The 21,884-nt window shown below is 50.8% G+C and carries 13 protein-coding genes; 3 read left to right on the plus strand and 10 right to left on the minus strand.

All coding sequences use genetic code 11. The annotated features are described in order from the left end of the window. Positions 1-122: 122 nt before the first annotated feature. The 10 genes from U1H99_RS20795 to U1H99_RS20840 all read right to left on the minus strand — a co-directional run bounded on the left by U1H99_RS20795 (position 123) and on the right by U1H99_RS20840 (position 19,852). The gene (locus tag U1H99_RS20795; RefSeq protein ID WP_323143617.1) at positions 123-1,973 is read right to left on the minus strand and encodes a hypothetical protein; all 1,851 of its coding nucleotides are present in this window, start codon (positions 1,971-1,973) and stop codon (positions 123-125) included. Beyond that, entirely contained in the window at positions 1,970-7,807 is a 5,838-nt protein-coding gene (locus U1H99_RS20800) for an ATP-binding protein (RefSeq protein ID WP_323143618.1), read from the minus strand. The genes U1H99_RS20795 and U1H99_RS20800 overlap by 4 nt, the downstream gene beginning before the upstream one ends. A gap of 854 nt (positions 7,808-8,661) precedes the next feature. Then, the gene (locus U1H99_RS20805) at positions 8,662-10,164 is read right to left on the minus strand and encodes a recombinase family protein (protein ID WP_323143619.1); all 1,503 of its coding nucleotides are present in this window, start codon (positions 10,162-10,164) and stop codon (positions 8,662-8,664) included. Next, positions 10,158-11,702: a recombinase family protein gene (locus U1H99_RS20810; RefSeq protein ID WP_323143620.1), complete on the minus strand. Its 1,545-nt coding sequence runs from the start codon at positions 11,700-11,702 to the stop codon at positions 10,158-10,160. Before U1H99_RS20810 ends, U1H99_RS20805 begins: the two co-directional genes overlap by 7 nt. Positions 11,703-12,369: 667 nt before the next feature. Further along, positions 12,370-12,558: a hypothetical protein gene (locus U1H99_RS20815; protein WP_323143621.1), complete on the minus strand. Its 189-nt coding sequence runs from the start codon at positions 12,556-12,558 to the stop codon at positions 12,370-12,372. A gap of 598 nt (positions 12,559-13,156) precedes the next feature. Continuing rightward, positions 13,157-13,939, minus strand: coding sequence for a hypothetical protein (locus U1H99_RS20820; RefSeq protein WP_323143622.1), 783 nt, complete (start codon positions 13,937-13,939; stop codon positions 13,157-13,159). 275 nt (positions 13,940-14,214) lie between these two features. Continuing rightward, the gene (locus tag U1H99_RS20825; RefSeq protein ID WP_323143623.1) at positions 14,215-14,721 is read right to left on the minus strand and encodes a hypothetical protein; all 507 of its coding nucleotides are present in this window, start codon (positions 14,719-14,721) and stop codon (positions 14,215-14,217) included. Continuing rightward, complete coding sequence (locus U1H99_RS20830; RefSeq protein ID WP_323143624.1) at positions 14,711-16,741, minus strand: site-specific integrase; 2,031 nt, start codon at positions 16,739-16,741, stop codon at positions 14,711-14,713. The genes U1H99_RS20825 and U1H99_RS20830 overlap by 11 nt, the downstream gene beginning before the upstream one ends. Beyond that, complete coding sequence (locus U1H99_RS20835) at positions 16,734-18,590, minus strand: hypothetical protein (protein ID WP_323143625.1); 1,857 nt, start codon at positions 18,588-18,590, stop codon at positions 16,734-16,736. The genes U1H99_RS20830 and U1H99_RS20835 overlap by 8 nt, the downstream gene beginning before the upstream one ends. After that, the gene (locus U1H99_RS20840; RefSeq protein WP_323143626.1) at positions 18,590-19,852 is read right to left on the minus strand and encodes a site-specific integrase; all 1,263 of its coding nucleotides are present in this window, start codon (positions 19,850-19,852) and stop codon (positions 18,590-18,592) included. The genes U1H99_RS20835 and U1H99_RS20840 overlap by 1 nt, the downstream gene beginning before the upstream one ends. 135 nt (positions 19,853-19,987) lie before the next feature. Between U1H99_RS20840 and U1H99_RS20845 the strand changes: the two genes are divergently transcribed. From U1H99_RS20845 to U1H99_RS20855, 3 genes are all read left to right on the plus strand, one after another. Beyond that, the gene (locus U1H99_RS20845) at positions 19,988-20,788 is read left to right on the plus strand and encodes a hypothetical protein (RefSeq protein ID WP_323143627.1); all 801 of its coding nucleotides are present in this window, start codon (positions 19,988-19,990) and stop codon (positions 20,786-20,788) included. A 13-nt stretch (positions 20,789-20,801) separates the two neighbouring features. Then, on the plus strand, positions 20,802-21,230 hold the full coding sequence (locus U1H99_RS20850) for a hypothetical protein (RefSeq protein WP_323143628.1): 429 nt from the start codon (positions 20,802-20,804) through the stop codon (positions 21,228-21,230). A 113-nt stretch (positions 21,231-21,343) separates the two neighbouring features. Continuing rightward, a complete protein-coding gene (locus U1H99_RS20855; protein WP_323143629.1) occupies positions 21,344-21,883 on the plus strand; it encodes a hypothetical protein in 540 nt (179 codons plus the stop codon). The last annotated feature ends 1 nt before the right edge of the window (position 21,884 follow it).

The raw sequence follows: 21,884 nt of genomic DNA on the forward strand, positions 1-21,884 counted from the left end.
AAATACATGCTGAATTTCTCAGGCCTGAGCGATGACAGAAGTCCAGCATACTGTTATCTGAAAAACATGCTGACGACAAAACGTAGAATTTTTTCTACGCATCGTGTGTTAGGTTGGCAGTGCTAACAAGCGACCCGCTTCAGCAAGTCATCGAAAACGACATGAGGGCTGCGAGGTTTTGCGCGCCCCTCGGCGCCTGCACATTGTCGGATTTTCGCAAGCCAGCCTCTACAGAACTTTTCGTAAGCCGTCCAATCAATGTGTTCAATTAGCGCCGTGCTATGGACTTGCCTTTTTCTCTCTTCATAAATCTTTTGAATGTTCGAAAATTCTTCGAATGTCTGAAATAAACGGCTCTGTGCCGATATATCCTGTGTTTTTACGTAAATCAGGCACAGTATTTCAAAGAAGCTTAGTTGCGCTCTAGGTCGAGGCATCTTGAAATCCATGTGTATTAGCTGAGAGATTTTCTTTACATCATATTCATTGCCAGTGTCAAAATCCCAGAATCGGATGCCGCAAACTAAATAGGAGTATATCTGCAATATAGTCTCTGGCATCTCAACAACGGATTTCATCGCTACATATGGGGTGAAATTATTTTTGGCAAAATTCAAGCGAATTTCCAGAAAATCGATTAACGCTAAAGTGATCTCATTACTTCCGCTAGACAGCGAAAATTGCTCTAATCTGACCCCTGTTTTGTCTGCCTCCACTCTAAAAGAGTTCATGCTTTTGCACAGGATCTTCCATTCGGAAAAATAGGAGTTCAAATATGTAGCAGAATCAGATTCATGAGATAGGCAGAAACCTGTGAACTCATCAAGAATTTTAGCTACCTTAACCCAGTCTGCATCGAACGGGTTAATGGCATCTGAAAATCTTTTTAAAATAGATAACTGATATTTACCATGATCCATATCAGTTTTTGCAATCTCAACCGAATCTAGGAGCAGATCAAAGTCCTCAGGTGTTCCTTTGATGAAACACTCTTGCATTTGCTGGATATACCAAGATGCGCTATCACGCATGATTTCGTTATTGCAGGCCCAGACAAGCATTTGAATGCCTAACGAAGGTTCGCTCTTTCTAAATAAATCAGCCCAATCATGATCCAGCAGGCTCGTTATGTCGTTCGAATTTGAGTGAGCGACAGTCTTTACAAGCAGTCGTTTGAAGAAATCATCACCAGGCTTATCTACCCATTGAACTAGCCGCACGCAAAGTTTGCTAGCTTGCGATCTAGCGAAGTTAGTTAAGCCGGTTGGATCTCGTGACTCCGCTGCCACAAGTAGTTTATCTACTAGTCCCGGTAGCCCTGCAGTTAAAGAATATATCGTTTTCGCCATCTCATCCCGCTTAGGAATTTCGGGCAACAATTTTGCAACTTCCTGCTGAGTTAAACCTTTAACAAATTTCTCCGAGTGCCCTTGGCCCCAATCTGAAGCAAGAAACGGTGGTGGAGCGTTAAGCGATACGCTCCAGCGCTGTCGCAAACACGTGATTGAGACTGGCAACTCTACGACGGTACTGAGATTATAATCGTGCTCCAAATTTCTTAGCGCAGTACCTATATCCTCGCCGAGTTTTGTTAAAGCCTCATGAAATCGATGAATGACAATAATTGGGTGATAGCCTTTATCGATAACGCATTGGGTGCCGAAGTTTAAAAGTGAGACGGCGTCGTCATGCGGCGAAAACTTGGGAGGCATAATTTGCCAGCCTCGTAGAACACGTAAAGCGAACGTCAGGTCATCTTTAAAGTCACTGGTATCCAGCTCGGCCACAGAGTAATTTACTGAGGCATCCACCCCATGCACCGATGTTATCAGCTCGGTTTCACAGATTCGCTTCAGTAATGAGCGCGCGTTACTTAAAGGTGGAGCAATTAAGATATAGTTACTCCCTGATCGCGACCAAGATTTTACAATCTCTCTGGCTAGTTTCTCAGAAAAAATCGTCTGATTGATCATTCTTCGTCTCTCGCAATAGTACGTAACTCATGGTCTATGTTGGCCCATAATCTGCCACATGAGTTTTTTATTGACTCGCCCAATATTGGAATGGAAAATTCTATGTCACCGTATCGCTCAGTTGAAGGCTTTAAGAACCCTAATTCGATACACAAATCTAGTCCTCTTTCTATGCTTTTTTTGGGCAGCGAATATCGCGTTATTAAAGGGGCATCTTGAGCACTAATACTATTTCGTGATATTGGTTGACCACCGAGCGCGCTGTACGACTCTGCAATTGAATACAACACACCTAAGGTGATTAGTTTGTCTTGTCCTGTTTCGATTGCCATAGTTCGAAGTTCATCAGAACCTGGTTCACCGCTCATCTCGTCCAGTTTTAAAACTCCTGTTCCCCGCTGCAATAGGGCTCGAAGTCCATCGTTTACGTCTGCTATTAAAATGTGCGACTGTCGGGCGACTGCCATCGTAGCGCCCGCTACCAACTTCATATAGTAAGGAATGCCCGCGCACACCCAAATCAAATGCTCTAGGCTCGACTTTGGAAAGCTATAGATCTGACGAGTTCGAATAGGCTCTACTATCTCCCTTGCGCAGCGCTCTTCGTCTGGAGTGCGTGATCCAAACGGCGTTAGTTCAAGTAAACTTATTCCATTAAAAAAAGGCGAATCAGAATTGGTAACAAATATACGTTTGGCTGCGGATGAGCCGGCGAACACAAATCCTACTTCTCGCCGTTCTCCTATCAGGTGACGTAGTTGCCACATAATTTCGCTAGCGGTATCTTTTCTTTGACTACCGGCATAGTGCATTGCTGCAAATTTATCGATTTCATCAATAAGGAAAACAACTCGCGAACCCACCTGGTTGGTTAGTAGGCAGTCGGATAAGGAGTTGATAAAGGTACCTGCATCTGCATCCCAAGGAAGATTTTTACCTAGCTCCTCAAAATTATCGTATAACGCCCGCAGTTCCTTGTTTGCCGGTAGAGTCCTGACTCGTGTCCATAACCATGAGTTGAACTCAGCAACACTAGTAAAAGATTTATCTAACGTGAGATAAACCACAAGACTATCTCTTCCAACCTTATGTGAAAAAGCGTCAAGTATACGGTAAAGCATGGTTGTCTTTCCTGACCTTCGAGGGCTTGATATCCACAAACTCCTGATCGTTCGTCCAAACAACGCTTTCTCGATCTTCCTTTCATCCTCAATTCGGACGACGTAGTCGTCACCTCGCATCTGGTATTCTGGAAAATAGGCAAAAGCTTCTTCAATTTCATCGCTGCCTAAACTTTGGAAACGATAATTCGCAGATAGGTCTATATCTAAGTTTGTTATGAATCGAGACGGTTTTCCGGTGATCGAAAATGCATCGCAGACGACCTCTAATAAAAAGACTGATGCGTCCGAGCCGTTTGCGATGAATTCAAGTGAGACAAGACTCGGTTCGAAGAATGGGCCAATCAAAGTGTGCTTTAGTTCACCCTGTGCAAATCGTATTGGCGAATGTTGCTCAAGTGTTAATTGTATCGTATCAGGACAGTCGCTCTTTCTGGGGATAATGCTTAAGGTAGCACGCCATTTTTCGCCACCGTCGACCTTATTTAATTTCCCAACTATAGAGAGCTCCGCAGCCTGCTCCGATGACGTGGGAATCATGGACAGCATCGTGGCGACGAACAGGTCGAAAGGTTTCGCTGAAACTGAACCTCGCATATCCAAGAAACTTTGAATTAAATCAAATTTCCCGTTTTGTAAAATCTGGTCTGCGACAGCCGCTAATGCATTTGCCTTTCTGGAGGAAATCTCGATAGGCGCATACGTCAAACATTGAGCCAAGACATTTGGAAGCGAGCTTTTCCATATAAGGCTCATAAACGCGGCCCTAATTTCGGCTTGCCGTGAATCTCCTGCGAAAAACTCCCAAAATGTCTGGGTTGTTAAGGATTTTGAATCGCCGACTGTCGCAAAGGCGATGCGTAGGAACAGTTTGTATTGCGTGAACGTAGCAATAGATGCTGATATGACGGAAAGCTGATCTTGGATTGTCGATCTTTCTGTTGTCAATCCCATTGATAGCGAAAGTTTCCTGATAAAACGGAGCAAGAATTCGCCTAGGAGGCCTCGTGCAGTCTTCGTGGGGAGTATATACTGCACCCCCGCAGCAGAACTATTCGCATTTACTAGCCGGAAGAGAGCCGCCATTGATTCGAGATCAAACTCAGCAGGGTCGTTCAAATACGAGCTTATGGCCCAGTTTGTCAAGACTTCCTGCTGCTGTAGTGGTGTAAGGTGCGTCGAATCGGTGTAGAGTCTGTATGCGATTTCTGAAGAGTGGTCCCACCGACCTGCCCTAATGTTCTGATTCAGCTGTTCATTACTGACAACGAGCCCGCCAGAGTTAAGTTTTGACGCACAACGACTTTGAAGGTTTTGGATGAACCGAGCGATTATCGAGTTGCTATCCCCCGTCAAATTTTGTTCGGTGACTTGCGTTCGATTAGGGCGGTCTGCGTCGACGCCCAAGTTAAGCGTCTTAACATTGGTAATGTCGCTCCATGTAAAGCCGGCAGCAATGAATTTTGCCGATATAATATCAATACCGTTTTCGCCTTGTCGAGGTAGATGAGACCAGTTATCGGCTAAGCCTTCCAATATTGAAATCTGATCCGCGGCGGTGAGGCCGCCTAAACTCATCTTTTCTAGGTTGGCCATCAAGTTCATAGTCAGACCTTTCAACTTCGAACTATAAGATGGCAGTAACGTGCGATACCGGGAAAGCTCATCTAATAGAGGGCTGATTGTCTGTTCTAAAACGTATGATAAATACTCGGATTGCTCCGGCGTGGGCAAGTTGGCATGTGTATCAAAGTTTTTATAAGCGGCACGAGTTGCATTTATTATGTCCGAATCCATTTCGGGAAAGCCGATAATTCGATTAAGAGGAGCTAAATGCAGGCGTTGGGGGAGAGTAACATTGTATAGTTTGTCGCGTAAAGTCGTCAGCTCTTGCGTGCTTGCCTTTTCGTCAAAAGTACCGCCTAGCTGTGCAATTTCAACGCTAAGCTGTTCTCGTATTACTTTGTTGGCGCGATTAGCTTCAATGTCAAGGGCTAAAACTTCGACTTCTGTAAGCTCGTTTTCCAGGCGGGCCCAGCTCTTTTCTTCCAAAAACTGCTTTAATTCTAGCAAGTAGACGTCAATACTCTCGCCAGACTCCAGAAATTTTGCTTGCTTCTTTGCGAGGTTGTCGATCCTGGCAGATTGCTTTACTTGCAACTGGTCGACTTCAAGTTCGACTTTTCGATCAAGATCGATAGATATGGATTCTGTAGTACTCGAGCTTAGTGCGAAATATTCTTCGTACATGCCCAATTCTGCATAGTTGAAAGCAAGTTCGCTGACTGTGTTGTGTCCGAAATATTGAATAATCCTATCCGCACACAGTCTTCCGAAGGTAATGTCATTGTTGGTATATGTGCGCGGTTCGAGCGGCGTAGCCGTATGTCCTATAAGCTTTTCGTCCCAGCTTGGCTCTTCGGACGAAGAAAAGCTCCAGACACGTTTCCTCACTTCGCGATCTTGCAAGAGAACAACCTCAAACCACAGTTTTAGCAGCCCGACGCTTTGCTCGTTTGAAAGGTATACGTTTCTTATGGCTTGCTCGAGTCTGGTTAACTCGGGCTTGCCTACGCTTTTTTGAAGCACTGTGGATAATCGATAACTGTTCGCCCAATTTAGCAACTCGGAAACCTTCCCTTCAACTTGGGCACGTATGTGTTTGTCATATTCGGACCGTTTACGCAGGTGCTCGGGGATATGTAGTTTCCACTCTTGTAAATGGTAATCCACCTTAAAACCTTCGCATTTCGCTATGATTTTTTCAGCAACGTCGGAAAGACAATGATTTTGCGCGTAATCTCGCAACGGTGTGACAACGGTAGCGTATGCCTGTGCCCACAGTTCTCCATATGTATTTTGGCCACGCTTATAGAACCGAAGTATTTCGTCCAGGCGGTTTCGGAAATCTTGTTCGTCTAGAAGAAACCGACTCTGTTCATCAATGGCGCGCGCTTTCAGCAGTACTTGGCGGAGATCGACAAAGCCAAACGAGCGTTCAGACGTTTGTGCACAAATTTCGTAGACAGACTGAAAAAACTCGGTAAATAAGTCATCTAACGATATTGAAGAAATCTCGTTTAGAGGCCTGATACTCCAGTATTTAAATGCACCAGTAGGATTATTTGGGGCCATGTCTAAAAAAGCGTGCAGCTCAATAATGGCCAAAAGTCTCCTTAGATTTTCCGACTGGCGTGCGATCGTCTCAATTTGCCCTAGCGTTAAATAACTGAAACAATCTATCACATGCTCGAGCATATCTCTGGTTGATATTTCGCAAGCAGAAAACTCCACACAGCGAACGAATTCGTCTTTTAAGATATGAAATGATTGACGTAAGATAATGCCGAGAATCGACCCAAGTTCACCACAGCGAACTAATTCATGACCGAGGTCACCCCAAAGCTGACTTGAAGAAGTTGACTTTGAAAATGGATTCCAGCTTATGTTTTTGAAATTATTTTTTATAGAATCGTAAATCTTTACACGGGCGAGGAAGCCATTTTCGCAGATTTGCAAGTCTTTTTCGAGAATGGGTAGTGTCTCCCATATTTGACGCAATGGAAGTGTTCGCTTTTCTTGCAGTTTGAGAAATTGCTCTCTGACTTCCTTTCTTTTATTAGGAAGGAGTATGCTAAATTTGATAATGTCACTTGACAGTGACAGCATTTCCTTCGTCTTCGCTGACCAGCTTGCTCGTAGTTTCGGGGATAATTTTTCTACATCAAGCTCAGTTAGGTTTACTTTTATTTCGGAAAGATTTGATGTCAGAAGCTGGGAGAAGTCGGCGAGGAATGTTTGTTCATCCCTTGCAATCTCAGAGCTAATTCTTTGCAAGTGGCTCAGGGTATTTTGCAGTTCGTCGAAGTAGCCTTCGATTGACTCTGAATAACGGACTTCTAACGCCTTCTCTGAAAGTGTATTCGCATACTTATCCGCGTCTTGAAGCTTCCTTAAAATCTCATCTACGCGTTCTTCAAGCTTTAAGATGGCATCGTGCTTGTGAACTATAGGCACGATTTCAACCGGAGCGGCGAGCTCCTTTTTAGGCAGATGTATAATTGGTTTTATCGGGGATTTGGGAAGGGCTGGAGCAGGCACCCAGTCGCCAATCTTCACTAAATCTGCGATATCACTCAGTCCATGTTCGTCTAGTGCTGATAAGAATGCTTGTGCGAACAGCGTTAAAGACTTTTCACCCGGATACCGGCGCGAGCTGAATAACGCGGATTCAGTAAGTGCCCAGCAGAAGATGGCCGCGTGGTCTTTCGAAAGTTCTGCGACGACTCTGATGTTTTCGATTAAAGTCGGCATGTTCTGCAGCTTCGGAAAATAGGTGAAGCTGCCAGATTTTGCTAGCCTTTTGGCAAAGAAGCTAGCCATCTGCTCGGAATCATAGTCGAGATATTTATATTTGCTGACTATATACCTATGAGTTAAGGCAAAAAATGGCCATATTGCAAGCTTCTTGTTAATGCTTTCTTCGTACCATCGCTCACGGAAAGCCTTGTCGACAATAATCTCGCTGAGCGCGGAAAATGCCTGCGCTGCATCGACTTTTATTGGGCCGCATAAAGCTAATAGCTCTCTAACACTTCTTGCCGGCTTTTCGCGAATTGAGCAGATTTCTCGCAACAACTTAGGGTCAACTTTTCCTTCCGGACCGGCAAATGCTTTTGGAAAATCGGAAAGCGGCGTATACTGGTTTGCCATTTTATCTCTATTCTTGTGGACGAGTTCGGCAACTACTAAGTTGCTCTAAGCTTCAATTTTAAGGTAATTAGACTACATTTGTCCGATAACATCTTCGCCCGCGGGCTTTTTCATCTTCGCCCGCGGGCTTTTTGCACTTTAGTCACGGGTACGGCCGAACCGTTTTGCGGTCTGTTGATTATCAGACCGCCTCAGCTAGCTTTACGGAAGTGTAGATAGCCAACTTGCGTTCGTTTTCCATTATCGTACGGTCCTGGAGTTCCGTCTAGGCGCAGGAAGGCTCGATATGCGGTTTCCGATGGCACATGCTGGAGGCGCCGGTCACGCTGCTTGGCTGAAACACATATGTATAGTGAAGCCGCAGATACGGTGCAGCGGCGAGAGTAACAATTTTCTGAATGGGAGCAGCCACCAAGTACTGGCTTGCCTCCCGCCGGGAAGCTACTCAGACCGAGGATTTCAACCATGGTAATGAACGTACTCACAAGGAGGGGAAATCGTGATGCCTATGATAAATAGCCGGAGTATCATCTTCAACCGCAAATGCATGTGTGGGCTATTCGGACGTGTAGATGAGGCCATAGGCGAATCTGTGGCGGCTCGCCTTCGTCAATCCTACGAGCCGGCACGCTCCAACTGCGTCCCCCAAGCGATACGCTCGAGGCCCATCGCGTGGTCTACGATCGCACTGAAGTAGGTCTGCCTAATCTCGGAGAATGAACAATCCGTACAGCCTGTCGCCAAGAGCGGCTCAAACACCGTCGTTCGGCCTTGGCGGAGACAAGAGAGTCGTTCACTCGGCTCTGAAACGGATATTAGCTTCCCGCGAGCTTTTGGCGGTCGAGCTGGTCCGTCTAGATATGCATTCCAAACAGATCGGCTATCGACGCGCGTGCATATTTTTCGTAGCGGTCGAGGGTGCGTGCCGATGGCCACAGCACTTTGTGTTCAGGGAAGTCCGCCACCGGAAGCAGGTACACTTGCGCGACCCTGGCGTTGGAGTCGTTCATGCGCAGCCAGATAATGAAGTCTGGCTGCGGCAGCTGGCGCAGGAGGACTTTCCAGCAAATGTAGCTCCGCTCGAAGCGACAGCGAGTGCACAGTAGGCGCGCTGTGACATCGTTGAAACGATACGTGCGTTTGCCGATCCGTTCGACCTTGGCGCCCGCTAAACGCGCCCAATACTCGATCTCGATCGAGCACTCCTTCGTAATGCCGTAGCTACGGAAACGCGTGATCGTGGCGCGCGACAGCGACGTGCCAGCTACTCCGGCGGCGTCCAGGGCTGCTACGAGGCCGTTGAAACGGAAAGCATATGACTTCGCCCCTGGCAGCGTGCTCAAGTTGATCAGGTCGGGCGTCACCTTGCCGTGCTGGGCCACGATGTCCCGCAAACCATCGAGCATCTCTTCGTCGCTCCACACGCGGCGGCGCCTTGCGCGCTCTACTTGCGCAGCCTGGAAACGCTCGCGTGTGACGATCCCAGGAAAAGCATCCTCGTGACGTATCCATTCGGCTGGAGCGTTCTGCCGCCGCGGGGTGCGCATCTTCTGCGTGCTGCGATTGAACACGATGGTTCCAGCGTACTTCTCCCTCGTCAAAATCGATTTGACGTTGTGCGCTTGCCAGTGTCGCCCGTTGTCGGTACGCAAGCCTTCGCTGTTGAGCTTTTCCGCAATTGTCATCTCGGCCAGGTGGTCCTCGAGGTACATCGCGTAGATGCGCAGAACGACTTTAACTTCATGGTCGGGCCCGCATGTAAAGGTTACCCTGTCGGTGGGGACTCCTTTGCGTTCTTTCTGCTCGAGCACGCGACGGATTCCACCGCTAGATGAGACCGCGACGCGGCGTAGTCCGAAGCCGGCCGAGCCACCCTGCTTGAAGCCTTCTTCCACAAAGCGTCGTTGGGCAAGAGTTACCTTGTCGGACAGCTCGCGGCTATATTCGGCCGCCATCGTACGCTTGAGGCTTTTAAAGAGCGCGTCCATTGGACCGCCGTTGTTCTGAAAGGGCTCGGCGCAGTAGCGCACGTCAATCCCGGCGCGGCGGCACGCAAATTCGTAATGGGCGGGCTCGTCTGCGTCTTGAAACCGCCCCCAGCGACTGACATCGTAGATCAGCAGCGTCGCGAAGTTGGCGCGTCCAAATACAATCGCTGTTAGCAGCTGAATCAGGCCGTCACGTCCCTCAATGGTAAGGCCACTGCGCCCCTCGTCGCGGTATATGCCCACAATCTCGTACCCATGTTCGCTAGCGTATTCGCGCAGTACCGCTTCTTGGTGGGAAGTGCTGTAGTTCTGGTGTTCGGTTGAGGCGCGCATGTAGAGTGCGGCATGAACCAGTTTATCTTTCAACATAGGGATCCAGTCGAGGCAAGCGGGATCGGTGTAGTGACGGGTCCCAAGAATAGCGATTCCAAAGATACGTGTTGAAATGACGCGTACTCCTGCAAGTTCGCTTCGCGCAGGTAGACTGGAGTAGTCGGTCTGCAGCTTGCTCCTGTCAAGAAATAGTCTATGAAATCATGCTGAGCTCGACTAAGCCGCGCAGTAAGTACAAAGTCGGCACCTGGAGCATTCTCCAACTTCCAGTTTCGCTGCCCACGTCTCGGAGTTCGGCATATCGCGACGTTCACGCGCAGCACTAACCGTCCGTTCAAGAGCAGGGTATAAGGGTCTGCACATTTCTCCACGATTCCACCAGCCTGAGATGCCAAGGACTCAACCAAGCGGCATAGCTCTCTTCGCTTTCGTGAAAGTTCTTGCTTTGTCTTGACGAAGGCGTAGTTAAGCCTGCGCGGTAGGTTAGCTGCGTCGTATGCCGCGACAAGAGAGCCGAAACTACGAACAAATAACTGAGGATCTGGCATAGCTGGATCCGCCGCAATGATGGCGGTACTCAACTTCCCATGTCGGTCATGACAACTGCGAAGCATCGCAACTAACTCCTTCTGCGAGTATCGTCGAGTCCGCGCTAAGCGCTCTGCTTGCACAGCCGAAAATAGCTCACGTGCAATAATTGGATCGATGGCACTATTGTTGACGACCCACTTGTCCTCAGTGTTCCTCACTCGAGAAGCTTGAAGTTTGCATGAGCGTCTGTTGTAGGCTAGCGTCCCACAATACTTTACGTTTGTTAGGATGGATCGCACCATATGCTGCGTCCATGGCCGGCCGAACTCACTTAAGACCTTTTCCGCGTTGAGGAAGGTTACGATCGCTAGAACGCTTAGCTTCTTGTCCAGATACAGTTGGTAAATTCGGCGTACTGTTTCAACCTCATTGTTCGGCCCCCAAACCAAGACGACCCGGTCCGTGCGGACGGCCTTCGACTCTTGATAGGCTAGATAGCCACGTGGCGCACCACACGCTTTTACAGCCAGACGCCTTAGCCCATAACCAGCATGACCGCCCTGTTTGAAACCCATTTCTACGAATCGCGATTGAGCAAGAAATACTTTATCGGAAAGCTCGCGACTGTATTCTGCCGCCATGACCCGCTTCATGCTCTTCATTAACGCCGCGTACGGGCCAGAGTCGCGCGCAAAGTGCTCAGCGCAGTACACAACTTCGATACCGGCTCGTCGGCACGTGTGTTCGTGATACGCAGCTTCGTCGATATCTTGGAAGCGCCCCCAGCGGCTAACATCAAAGACGATCACGAGACCAAAGTCCGCGTTAAGGGATTGTACGTCTTGGATGAGCTGAGCGAGACCAGCACGGCGCTTAATGCCCAGGCCACTCTTACCCTCATCAACATACTCTTTAACGATCTCCACGCCTTCAGCTAGTGCATATTCTCGGATTTTTGCCCGCTGATGATCTGTTGAGTAGTTCTGATTTTCCGTTGACATACGGACGTAGGCGGCTGCTCGGGCGGACTTCGATGGGCGCATACCTGCTTTCCTATGTTTGAGATAGCTCAAGCCTCGAGAAGCTAGTTGAGAGACTATCTAAACACGAATAATCCTGCCGCACGGATCAACTATGAACCCATACATACTTGCTGCTGCGCTAGTGTTGGCGCGCATTCACGGAAACCTGTTTGCCACAAGGTTCCTTCTTGAGCGAGGAGTGGCGCCGGAAGTTGCTGAAGAACTTTTGGGATCATCTCAGCACGACGGATAACCACGGCATGCGTAACAGAGTTTGACGTTGGTCAACTTGCTGCCTTCGCGAATGGTACTGTCAAGGTACAGAGAAACGAATTGATGTGTACGAGGCAGCGTTGGTCGACAACGTACTGCAAGCTACAGCCCGAGAGGGCGAGCGATGTCTCAGCACAATCGTTTGAACGTATCGGACTTTCAGTTGAACTTGCAAGGCGACTCTCATACAACTCAGCAGAACGACGCCCTTTGAAGTGCACTTCAAGAGACAAGGCGCCACAGGACAATACCAATCAGTTCTGAACCCTCAACGACCGCTGCCGACCCAATGCCGACGGTGAAACGGAACATTCGATATTCACAAGTAACAACCTCGCCATCAAAACCTATCACCTACACATAGTTGAATCTAAGTTTTTAAACAGCTTCACAGGTATTTCGCGGAACTTAATACCTATCTGGTTCGACATTGAACAGGTAAATTTTCTTCAATGCCAGCTTCCTCTCGATCACGGAACTCTTTTTGCTGCTCAAACTGCTGACTAAAACCATCGTCGATTATCTTCTTCATTCTATCCGCATTGGTGAATAGCACCCTTGTTTCGGCGTTTATAAGGCCTACATAACGGAATTTACGTGGCATGTCAGTTCTCCGGGGCAAGCGCAAACAAAGAGCAAGCAAAAAAATAATAAATGCAACTCAAGACCATTTTTCAGGCAAAGTACCAAAGAGCAAGATATCATGTCCTGCAGCACTCCAGCAACACGGTCATGCTATACGAAAACCTCAACCCTGGCTAGCTTCTGCAAATTGGGAGTTCTTCATCACCCGCTCTGAGAGTTCTTCATCACCCCCTATGAGAGTTCTTCATCACCATGCGTCTCCCGCTTCAGATATGCTTTCTATCAAGCTATACACCGGAAGCCGCAGACGATATGTTTAATACAGAAGCTTGCCGTTCTGTAGTTGCCGGAGCTCCTCCATTTCCGTTTCTTGATCCTGCCGTGCCTCATTCCGCTCATCGAAGTTCACGATCTCAATGCCTGAAAACATAGTATGAAAGTGCAGCATTTAAGCGCCCATAAACTCAATTTCGCTACTTCAACCTATCGCAACACCACCGCCTCGGCATAGTATTCGATACAGAAAAATGCGAATAAAGACGAACCCAATATACATGAAGAGGTTAGTATTATTACGCTAAATCCACAGTAATTTCAAACTACACTTAAAATTCTTGTTAAGAACGTAGACGCTTTAAATGGGGTGCGATTTGATCTAACCATGCATACACAAAAGAAAAACGAACTCCAATCAATGCATCGACAGCCTTTATGTGTTCAATCAAAATCGCGCTTGCACAAGTCGGATATCGCCCATTGGAATGCGGCAGATAATCGAAACAGCCTTGTAGAAGCCCACCGCTCATGCCATATGGAACCGGGATGTCGGCGGGCATCATGTCATCGTCTACATTACCTACCTTAGTGAAATCCATGGCAATATGGAGTATAGGACTATACTTTGCAGCCCTCTTTAGTCTTTCGGTAACGTTGGCACCGCTAACAAGGGCAAGTTCTGGAGTAAATAAAGCGTTTTTTGCAGCTGCCTTTTCGGCCTGCTTACGGTTTTTTGAAACTGGATAACCTACCGCTTGATAGGCAATTATATGCTGAGCCTTCTTTTCGTCCTCGATCGAATCCCTAGTTATTATTTTAACCTTTCCGTTAATTTGATCTAAAATATCTTCTGACACCCACATTACTCCCAAATCGACAGGATCAGCCGCGCGAGACTTCGCGAAAGCTTCAGTACTCGAGAGTAAAGCTGGAACTCTCTTTAGAGAGAATATTTTATCCGCCGCGGCCAAGAAAACTTCGCCCCTCGCCAAATCCTCAAACACGTGCGCGGCAGAAACGATATAAAGCCATCCTTCGTAAAAAACAAGCGTACCACTACCAATAGGATCCCAAGAACCACGCTTGGTTTTTTGCATAAATAAAACAACAGCATCAGCAAACATATAAAAGTTTAATCTGAATTATAAAGACAATGCCCGAAATCCTTGCCAAGCCTATTTTGGGCAATGTTGCAGTTCACGAAAAATGATTACTAGGTTACTATTTTTGAACCTCTTGTGTATTATATCTATTGAATCGCGTTACTTCATTGGGCGTGCCGAACATTGTTCCCGCGTTGGGAACCATGCTATAAATATCGTCAACTCGTCCTTTGCCCGGCTTTCCCAACAAAGCTAGAGCGAAAAAAATCTGGGTAATTATGGAGGCGCGTAGCGTGTTATTCCTTTCCCCTGCGGTGGGTATAGAGGGACGTTGCCACAGACTGCTGGAGAGCCGAATTCTGCTCCCTTAGCCGAGAGACCAAATTTTCCAAATCGGCAATCAGGGTATTTTTCTCGGCAAGCTCTGCCTCATAGATGCAAATTTGGGTTGCAACCTTCCGGTGCTGCTCTTTCCAATGATCAGCGCGGTCGGCGACAGCCTTCCGTGTATCGTGGATAGTCTTAGGAGCCGTTTTTTCCGCTAGCCAGTTGTCCACGTCGCGCTTTAGCGTGTCCTTGTGCGCTGGCTGCTGCAATGTTTGATAGTGAACGCTGGCTCGACGGCACAACTCTCGTTGGCTTAGCTTCCCACCTGGATGAATGCCTTCGTTGGCCTTAATCTCTTCGTCAATCAGTTTCATTGCAGCGCGGATCTTTTGCGCCACTGCCTGACTTCGCGCTCTGGCGGCAGTAGCAGCGCTTGCGCGCAAGGCGTCATTGATCGCAGTTTGCTTAGCCGGCATTTGTAGCCTCCTCAAGATTGCGCGCGAGAATCGCGGCGACAATGGAATCGGTTGACCATTTTCGATAAAGGACGTCATAGCGCTTGAGATTGGAGAACAGTTGGCCTTCAAGCGCATCAATCTGAACAACATTGTTCTGAGCTAACGCGGCCTTAATATTTTTTACGATATAAGCCAGCGTACTATTAACCTGGCTGATGTTATCAGCCTCTTCCAAGCGATGCTGGCATTCGAAACTGCATTTGGATGGATTCGGAGTGCTACACCCGAGCGCGCACGGCCCAACTTGATCGCGCATCTTTGTGCAGATGACCCCAGGCACGACAATCGTCCACTCCCGACCTACTGAGGTCATACGGACCACTAATTCACGCACGTCTTCGGCCTGGAGGTCCTCACGGGCGCGGATAAACTTAATGCGCTTAACCTCGGCCTTAATCTTATTGGCCCCAGGTCCGCCGTTGCTATCGACATTGGCGATTGCCTTCTCGACACGCATGGCAAGCAACTCCTTTTGTATCCGCATGATTTCTGCGCGTACCCTATTGTCCGTCAGGATATAGTGCATAGTCATCGCGATGTCCTTGTGTCCGAAGATATCCATGAGGATTTTCGGCGCATTGACCATTGCAAGCGCCACCAGCCGGGCAATCGTCTTGCGGAATCGGTGATTGGTCAGAGATTCGTCGTCGAGTAGATGGCTTGTGCCGATCCGATCGGTGAACTCCCGGATATACTCGTTGTACTGGTAGTTAAGCGGGTTACCCTGACTGGATCCACCAAATACACGCCAAAGGCTTGTCGAGCGCCGGCGCCTGGCCCGTTCTACAATCATCGCTCTGTCGAGCACCTTGGACAGTTCTATCTGCGTTTGCACTGCTTGCAATCCAAGCGCGGGCATTGGCCAGTCGCGCTTTTTGCCTTCGAAAAGCGCTTCAAGCTTATAGATTCTGCCGTTGAGAAGCGTTATTCCTTCGCTTGATTCGGTCAAGCAATCGTTTTGTATTGAGAGGAGTTCGCCGGCCCGTGGCCCGCTGCTTAAAGCAACGACAAAGTAGGCGGCCATCTGGCACACTAACAACAACCTGTTCAGCTGGTTTCGATCCTGCGGAGGCCACGGCCTTTTGTCATCCGATTTTATTCTCAGATCAACTGGGCAAGAGCCGGGAACCGGGTTATCACTGAGGTCCCATTCGAACTCACGCAAGTATTTACAGATATATGCGGTTCCGGTATTTTCGCTAACATCGACGCTTAACGGCAGTACGTCCGCGTAGGCGCGCACTGCCTGAGGCATCACCTGCCTCACCAGCCAGGCGGCGCGCTTGCCTGTCTCTAGGACGAACTCGTCAGGAAGCGGCCTGAATGGATCGGGCTTGGCCTTTTGTGATGGTTCTCGCTTGGGCTTTTTATTGGTAGTTTCTCCCTTGGGCAGAGGAGTCTCTTGCATCAGGTCCCACCAAAGCCCGCGGAAGACGAAGTTCTCGAAACGCCTGAACTCTGTGAACGTTCTTCTTTTGCTGCCATCGGAGGTAAATGTTATCTCCCCCATATTGAGCCTAGAGAGAAGCCCGCCATCCTCGCGCGGCAGCTTTTGAAGCGCCTTTTTGGCAAAGGGAATCCAATAAGTCATCAAAAACCCTTTGATGCTGCTCACATCCAGTAGACTCCGTCGCCCACTATGGGATTCAACGCAGAAGCATAACAACACCATGCGCAGGCAAGTGGTGTACGCTAATTGCGCCTCGTCTTCTGTGGCTGCATGCTTTCGGAAGGTCTCGGCAAGGTAAAAGAGTCCAAAGGCCTCTGTCTCGTGGGGCCGCAGCCATTCTTTCGCGAACGCAATTTCGCCCCACTTAGTGCCGAGTCGGAAGTACTTCTGCAGTCGCAAAAGCTCTTCCGGTTGCATAAATTGAATCCGTTTTGCCTGGAGTGTATTGCCGAGCGAATTTAGAATTTGATGCCGCGAGAAGTCCCGCTTGGCATGTTGCGCTGATCGTTTTTCTGAATGCCTACCCATTTACGCCTTCCATTCTCATCGGAATATGCCGATCAGCTCGAATCTCCTCTTGCCAGAATACCAGTTCCCTGGCCACTTCTTTATCGTTGTAAAGCGTGAGTGCCCACTCCACGTTGCGAACCTCCTCCGGATAGTCCGACTCCACCCATGCCTTCACCGACATAGTGCCTTGAATGTGACGCAATTCCGCACAACGTTTAGCAATATACAAATAACTATCTGGTAGCAAGACAGCGTGGCTCGGACAGAGCAAGCACCGTTGAGGTTTACAGCCAGTATCTAGCTTGTGATTAGGAGCGATTAATCGCGGCGGATTCTGATTGTCCCGACACCCAACGCCCTGAATCGTAATGTCCTTACCGTCGAGCCAGCGGACCACTTTCTCCTCCGGGATACCATTGGCACGCGCCGAAATCACCGTTGGCATGACGACTCCCGCGCCGCTTGGTAGATCATTGATGGCGCTCCACATCGCGGTAGTAACGCTCAGGAAGCTTTTCTGGGATGCTTGATGATGCTGGCGCTTATTCAAGTAAGCATTTAACGACGTCAGACTCTTGTGCCCTGCCGCCATCATCGTGGCAAGCCAGGAGTATCCGCCTTTACGCCAGCGGAACGAAATAAATGCGTCCCGAAAGTCGGTAAGTACAATACCCATGGCAACCGGCTTGGCAGCGGCTGGGAGGCGCCCATCGCGGCGGGACGCCTCCAGCTCTGCGTTGATGCGTGAAGCAGCCATACTGAGCGGGCTCTTTCTGCCGCCGCCTGAAACATCGGTATTCGTCAACAGTCTAATCTTGCCAGTTTGGCCTGTGTAGATCCAAGGGCATCTGAGCATGGTTTTGAGATCGGCAATTTCCTTGACTAGCCTATCCCCATCGGCTTTTGTAACTGTTATTTCGCGCTTGCTCACCCTGTCACGTAACGCTTCCTTGAACGCGAGTTCCTCGCGCAGACGGGCGCGCAGCGGCGCAGATTGCCGGTATAGCGCTTTGACGATGTTGATGCACGAGATGCGCTGCTTGTTCAGCCCGTGTGCCTGCTGGATTGAGTGTGCGCGATGCTTTACTGAAGTAATCACTGAGTACAGCGAATTCTGCACATCTTGCATGATGCAGGCGAGCGAGCCGTCTTGGTTCGTTTCGCTTACATCGATGGCGAGGACAACGGACGGATTCCAGCCAGTGAGTATGATGAACATGATATACAGCGCATGCAAATCCCCTCGCACGGGCATCACGGTCTCGTCCTCCTCCCAACGTATCAGAATGCTTTTGCATCTTTGTTGGAAGTACGTGTACAACTTGGAGACATCCTCATGCGCAACCAAGTCTGTTGTCACCGGCTCTGTCCTAACCGCCGTCCAATAAAGATCTGGCAAGCGCCGGGCCGCCCTCGCTGCCGCGACCACCCGGAAGAACGGTGTAGCGCGGGTCGGACTGCATGGGTTTATCCTATAGGACGCGTAATGTATGGAATCGAAGTCTGCCACCCCTTGCACTGGTACGATGTCATGGCATGCATCCAGAAACCGCCACCACCATTTCAGGCCGTCTATGTATGTGCTGCACGTTTGGGGACGGGCGTACATGAGGTCATCGCGGATATGAGGAAGTAATTCCCGAATCAACTGCGGACGTGCAGTAAACGGCTTTGCCAGCTTACCAGCGCTTTGACGCTGTGCGATCTCCTCGGCAGTGATTCCTTTCGCGAATAGCCTCAGATCGATAACGTATGGAGCCGTTTCATGCGCTGTTTGGAACAACAGAGCCGGCTCGATTGGTAGCTCAAACACTTCAGCTGGCGGGTGGGCGGAACCTTTCTTTCGCTTCAACAGCAATTCAGCCATCACGTCTCCTTTTGATTTTCGGGTGCAGCGATTTGAAGGGACTCAATCCACTCACCGGTTTCCGTCGCACTTCTAAGCATTTTGCCGAGCCACACGGTGTAGGCCTCTGACGTCTTGCCGTCAATATGGCCTAACTGCGGTTTCACGAACATCAAGAGATCGTCGCGCGCTAGGGCTGTTGCCCAATCAGGGGTGACCACGGCACCTTCCCCAAGCATTTTTACGCGCTCTCGATGACGCTCCAACAAAGTCTTACAGGTCCAGTAGTGACGCCCTAGATGCGGGCTCCATCCATCGACGGGACGACTAGTCACTTCATGCCACGCTTGGTAAAGCTTCTTTCCACTCACCGGAGTACCCGTGTGCTCAGACAGGAATAGGCGGGGCTCTTTTTCACGAAGACGACGCTTTTGCTCTTCTTCCGTTTTTCCAGCCGTCACATATCGCATGCGCGATTTCTGGCGGATGACATTTTGGTAGCGTACCAAGCGTTCCGCCAGATCCAGTGGAACATCGATATAACGTGGTTTGTTTCCTTTAGTGCCATGCTCAATGAGAGCCGACACATAGTCCCCCATGACCTTCCACTTGCCAAGATCTAAAGGCAAATAGTCAATGCGCCACTGGGCAACTTCTTCTCTGCGCATCGCAGTGCGTAAAATTAGCTCCGCCATCAAGGCCTTAGTCTCCCCTCTCTCGGCCGCGAACCGGCGCAACCATTGATCAACTTTTGCTGGTGTCGGTATGCTTAGATATATTGGCTTCGGCCGCACTTTGCCGATGCGTGCTTCGATGTTGGTCAACTTGTGGCTATCGGAACGAATGCCGGCGACCTTACGATGGGTCGTCTTGGTCTGGACCTTGAATGGCTTCCGCAGACCACGCTTGGCAGCCCAATTAGAGAACCGAACGGCTTCATCTACGCGGCCATTGACGGTGCTGGGGGAAAGTTTCTGTCCTGGTTCTGCGGCCCAATTGCCTCTTAACATGTGCTGCTGATACCGGCTTACTAAGTCGCGGTGATATTCCACCTCTCTCCAGTCGCGCTCGACCCAGTCGCACCAGGCTAGAAAGTCTGCCAGTTTGTACGCATACTGGCTGATCGACGATCGCACGGGAAACACCCGAACCTCGCGCTCGACGTCGAATGCCTCGCCCTTGGACCGGTCTCGGAGATACCAAGACGCTTCTCGGTGGTAGCGCCAGTTCTCGTCGAATATGGCAGGTACCTCGGCGATGTAACCAAAGTCGGCTTTCTCCATCGTGGCCTCATCCGGCCAAAAAACTAGATAGTGCATATAACATATCCAAGCTGAGGTTGAAATAATAGACGAGAGAAAGACAAAAGTTCTCGATCAAAAACATTTTATGAAACAAAGGGAGGGTTAAAAGACCTGGTGTTCATCGTCGAGCCGGTGTTCTGGTTCGCGTTCGGGGCGCCGCTGGCGGCCATCGTGCCGCGGCCGCGGCTGCGCTGGCTGTTCCTCGGCCTGATGGTGCTGATCCCGGTGGCCGCCACCCTGCTCGGCTTCCTGCAATGGGGTTCGCTGGCGGCCCTGCTCGCGATCGGCCTGGTGCTGGCCTGGGTGACGCGCCATGCGCACGAACGCCACGGCGCACGCGGCCCGTTGGCGCTGGCGGCCGGGCTGGTGGTGTCGCTCGCCTTTGTCGGCGTGCAGGCGGTGGCGCTGCAACAGGCGCGCAGCGTGCTGGCGGCCGCCGTACGCACCCTCGACCCAGGCGAGCGCCTGCTCGACAGCGCGCTGTCCGCCTACCCCGCCAACCCGCTGTGCTGGTCCTTCGTGACGGTGGCGCAGGACCAGGCCAGCGGCAGCTACCACCTGCGGCGCGGCCTGCTCAGCGTCGCGCCCGGCATCGATCCGGTGCGCGCCTGCCCGGCGTCGATTGCCGGCCGCGCGTCGGAAGACGCGACGCCGCAACTGGCCTGGCTGGGCGACCGCCGCGAAAGCCTGGCCGAGCTGCGGTTGCTGGCGCGCGATTGCCACGTGAACGCCTGGCTGCGCTTCGCGCGGGCGCCGTCGATCGCCGGCGGCCTGGCCACCGACGTGCGCTGGGGCCCGGTCGGCAGCACGAATTTCTCGACCATGGAGATCGCGGCGCAGGCGGACACGCCCTGCCCGCATCCGGTGCCGGACTGGACCTATCCGCGTGCCGACTTGCTCGGCAGCGCCCGTTGAATGGCGTCCGCCGATGCCGTTCGTAATCAGAGATAACCTGACCTTCGCCGAGATTGCGGCCTTGGCCGAGCTGGCGAAAACGGCGCCGTATGCAGAGCGCGTTGGCCGGCTGGGCGCCAGACATTTCCGGATGGCCGAAGACCAGCCGCGCAATGCGCTCATGTTCGAGGCCGGTGCCGTGTCCAGGGAGACGGCCGACCAGACCCACTACCTGCTGTATTTCATGCAGCACTGGTTCGACATCCGCAGCCGCTGCTACGACAGCATCGAAGTGTGCTTCAACGATTTTCCGCCCCTGATGGAAGCCTACAGGAAGCGGATCGAGCAATGCTTCGCGCAGGCCGCACAGGTGTACGGCTGGTCGTATGGCTTTGAAGACAAGGCGCGGGTATTCGACCCCGTTTTTCGACCCGACAATAGTTTTCGGAACCCGGGCCCCTGACGCCCACTCCGGTCAGCTGGTGGAAATGTGTGCATTTTCAGGGATGGCAGGTCTGGTATCGTTTCTGTATAGATCGATTCCAACCTGCATTTTCTGACTGCGCAAAGGCCATCGTGAGCGAAGCCACTCCCTACCACCCCAGCATGGCACTGGGCGGCATCTTCCTGTCCCTGTTCGGCGCCACCTGGCTGTGCGGCGCCAGCGTCGCGTATGCCGGCCCCAACCTGCCGCTGCTGGCGGCAATCGTGATCGCGGCACTGCTGATGACGGCATGGGCCATCGCCACCTTCCGCGCACGCCGCCGCAGCTTCACCGCGACCGCCGACGCCGCCGCGGGCAAACGGGTACGCAAGGTCTTCATGGTGGTCAACGCCATGCAGTGGTCGAGCATCGGTCTCGCAGTGCTGCTGCTGAACCTGACCGGACACGTGGCCTGGATCCTGCCGGCCGTGATCATGGTGGTCGGATTGCATTTCTTCCCGCTGGCCAGGCTGTTCGGCTTCCGCGCCTACAACCTGACCGCGGCCGCGCTGGTCGTGGTCGCCGGCGCGGCCCTGCTGGCCGGCGGCGCCGTCAACGGCGTGGCCCTGACCCTGCTGGCGACCGGCGCCATCCTGTGGCTGACCGCGGTCGCGCTGCTGCGCAGCGTATGAG

Origin of the sequence: Massilia phyllosphaerae (assembly GCF_034659755.1) — a bacterium.
GTDB lineage: Bacteria > Pseudomonadota > Gammaproteobacteria > Burkholderiales > Burkholderiaceae_D > Telluria > Telluria phyllosphaerae.

What these genes read in the sequence shown, in the direction of transcription:
- U1H99_RS20795 (WP_323143617.1), bottom strand. Translation starts at nt 1,973, where the DNA reads ATGATCAATCAGACGATTTTTTCTGAGAAACTAGCCAGAGAGATTGTA.
- U1H99_RS20800 (WP_323143618.1), bottom strand. Translation starts at nt 7,807, where the DNA reads ATGGCAAACCAGTATACGCCGCTTTCCGATTTTCCAAAAGCATTTGCC.
- U1H99_RS20805 (WP_323143619.1), bottom strand. Translation starts at nt 10,164, where the DNA reads ATGTTGAAAGATAAACTGGTTCATGCCGCACTCTACATGCGCGCCTCA.
- U1H99_RS20810 (WP_323143620.1), bottom strand. Translation starts at nt 11,702, where the DNA reads ATGCGCCCATCGAAGTCCGCCCGAGCAGCCGCCTACGTCCGTATGTCA.
- U1H99_RS20815 (WP_323143621.1), bottom strand. Translation starts at nt 12,558, where the DNA reads ATGCCACGTAAATTCCGTTATGTAGGCCTTATAAACGCCGAAACAAGG.
- U1H99_RS20820 (WP_323143622.1), bottom strand. Translation starts at nt 13,939, where the DNA reads ATGTTTGCTGATGCTGTTGTTTTATTTATGCAAAAAACCAAGCGTGGT.
- U1H99_RS20825 (WP_323143623.1), bottom strand. Translation starts at nt 14,721, where the DNA reads ATGCCGGCTAAGCAAACTGCGATCAATGACGCCTTGCGCGCAAGCGCT.
- U1H99_RS20830 (WP_323143624.1), bottom strand. Translation starts at nt 16,741, where the DNA reads ATGGGTAGGCATTCAGAAAAACGATCAGCGCAACATGCCAAGCGGGAC.
- U1H99_RS20835 (WP_323143625.1), bottom strand. Translation starts at nt 18,590, where the DNA reads ATGGCTGAATTGCTGTTGAAGCGAAAGAAAGGTTCCGCCCACCCGCCA.
- U1H99_RS20840 (WP_323143626.1), bottom strand. Translation starts at nt 19,852, where the DNA reads ATGGAGAAAGCCGACTTTGGTTACATCGCCGAGGTACCTGCCATATTC.
- U1H99_RS20850 (WP_323143628.1), top strand. Translation starts at nt 20,802, where the DNA reads ATGCCGTTCGTAATCAGAGATAACCTGACCTTCGCCGAGATTGCGGCC.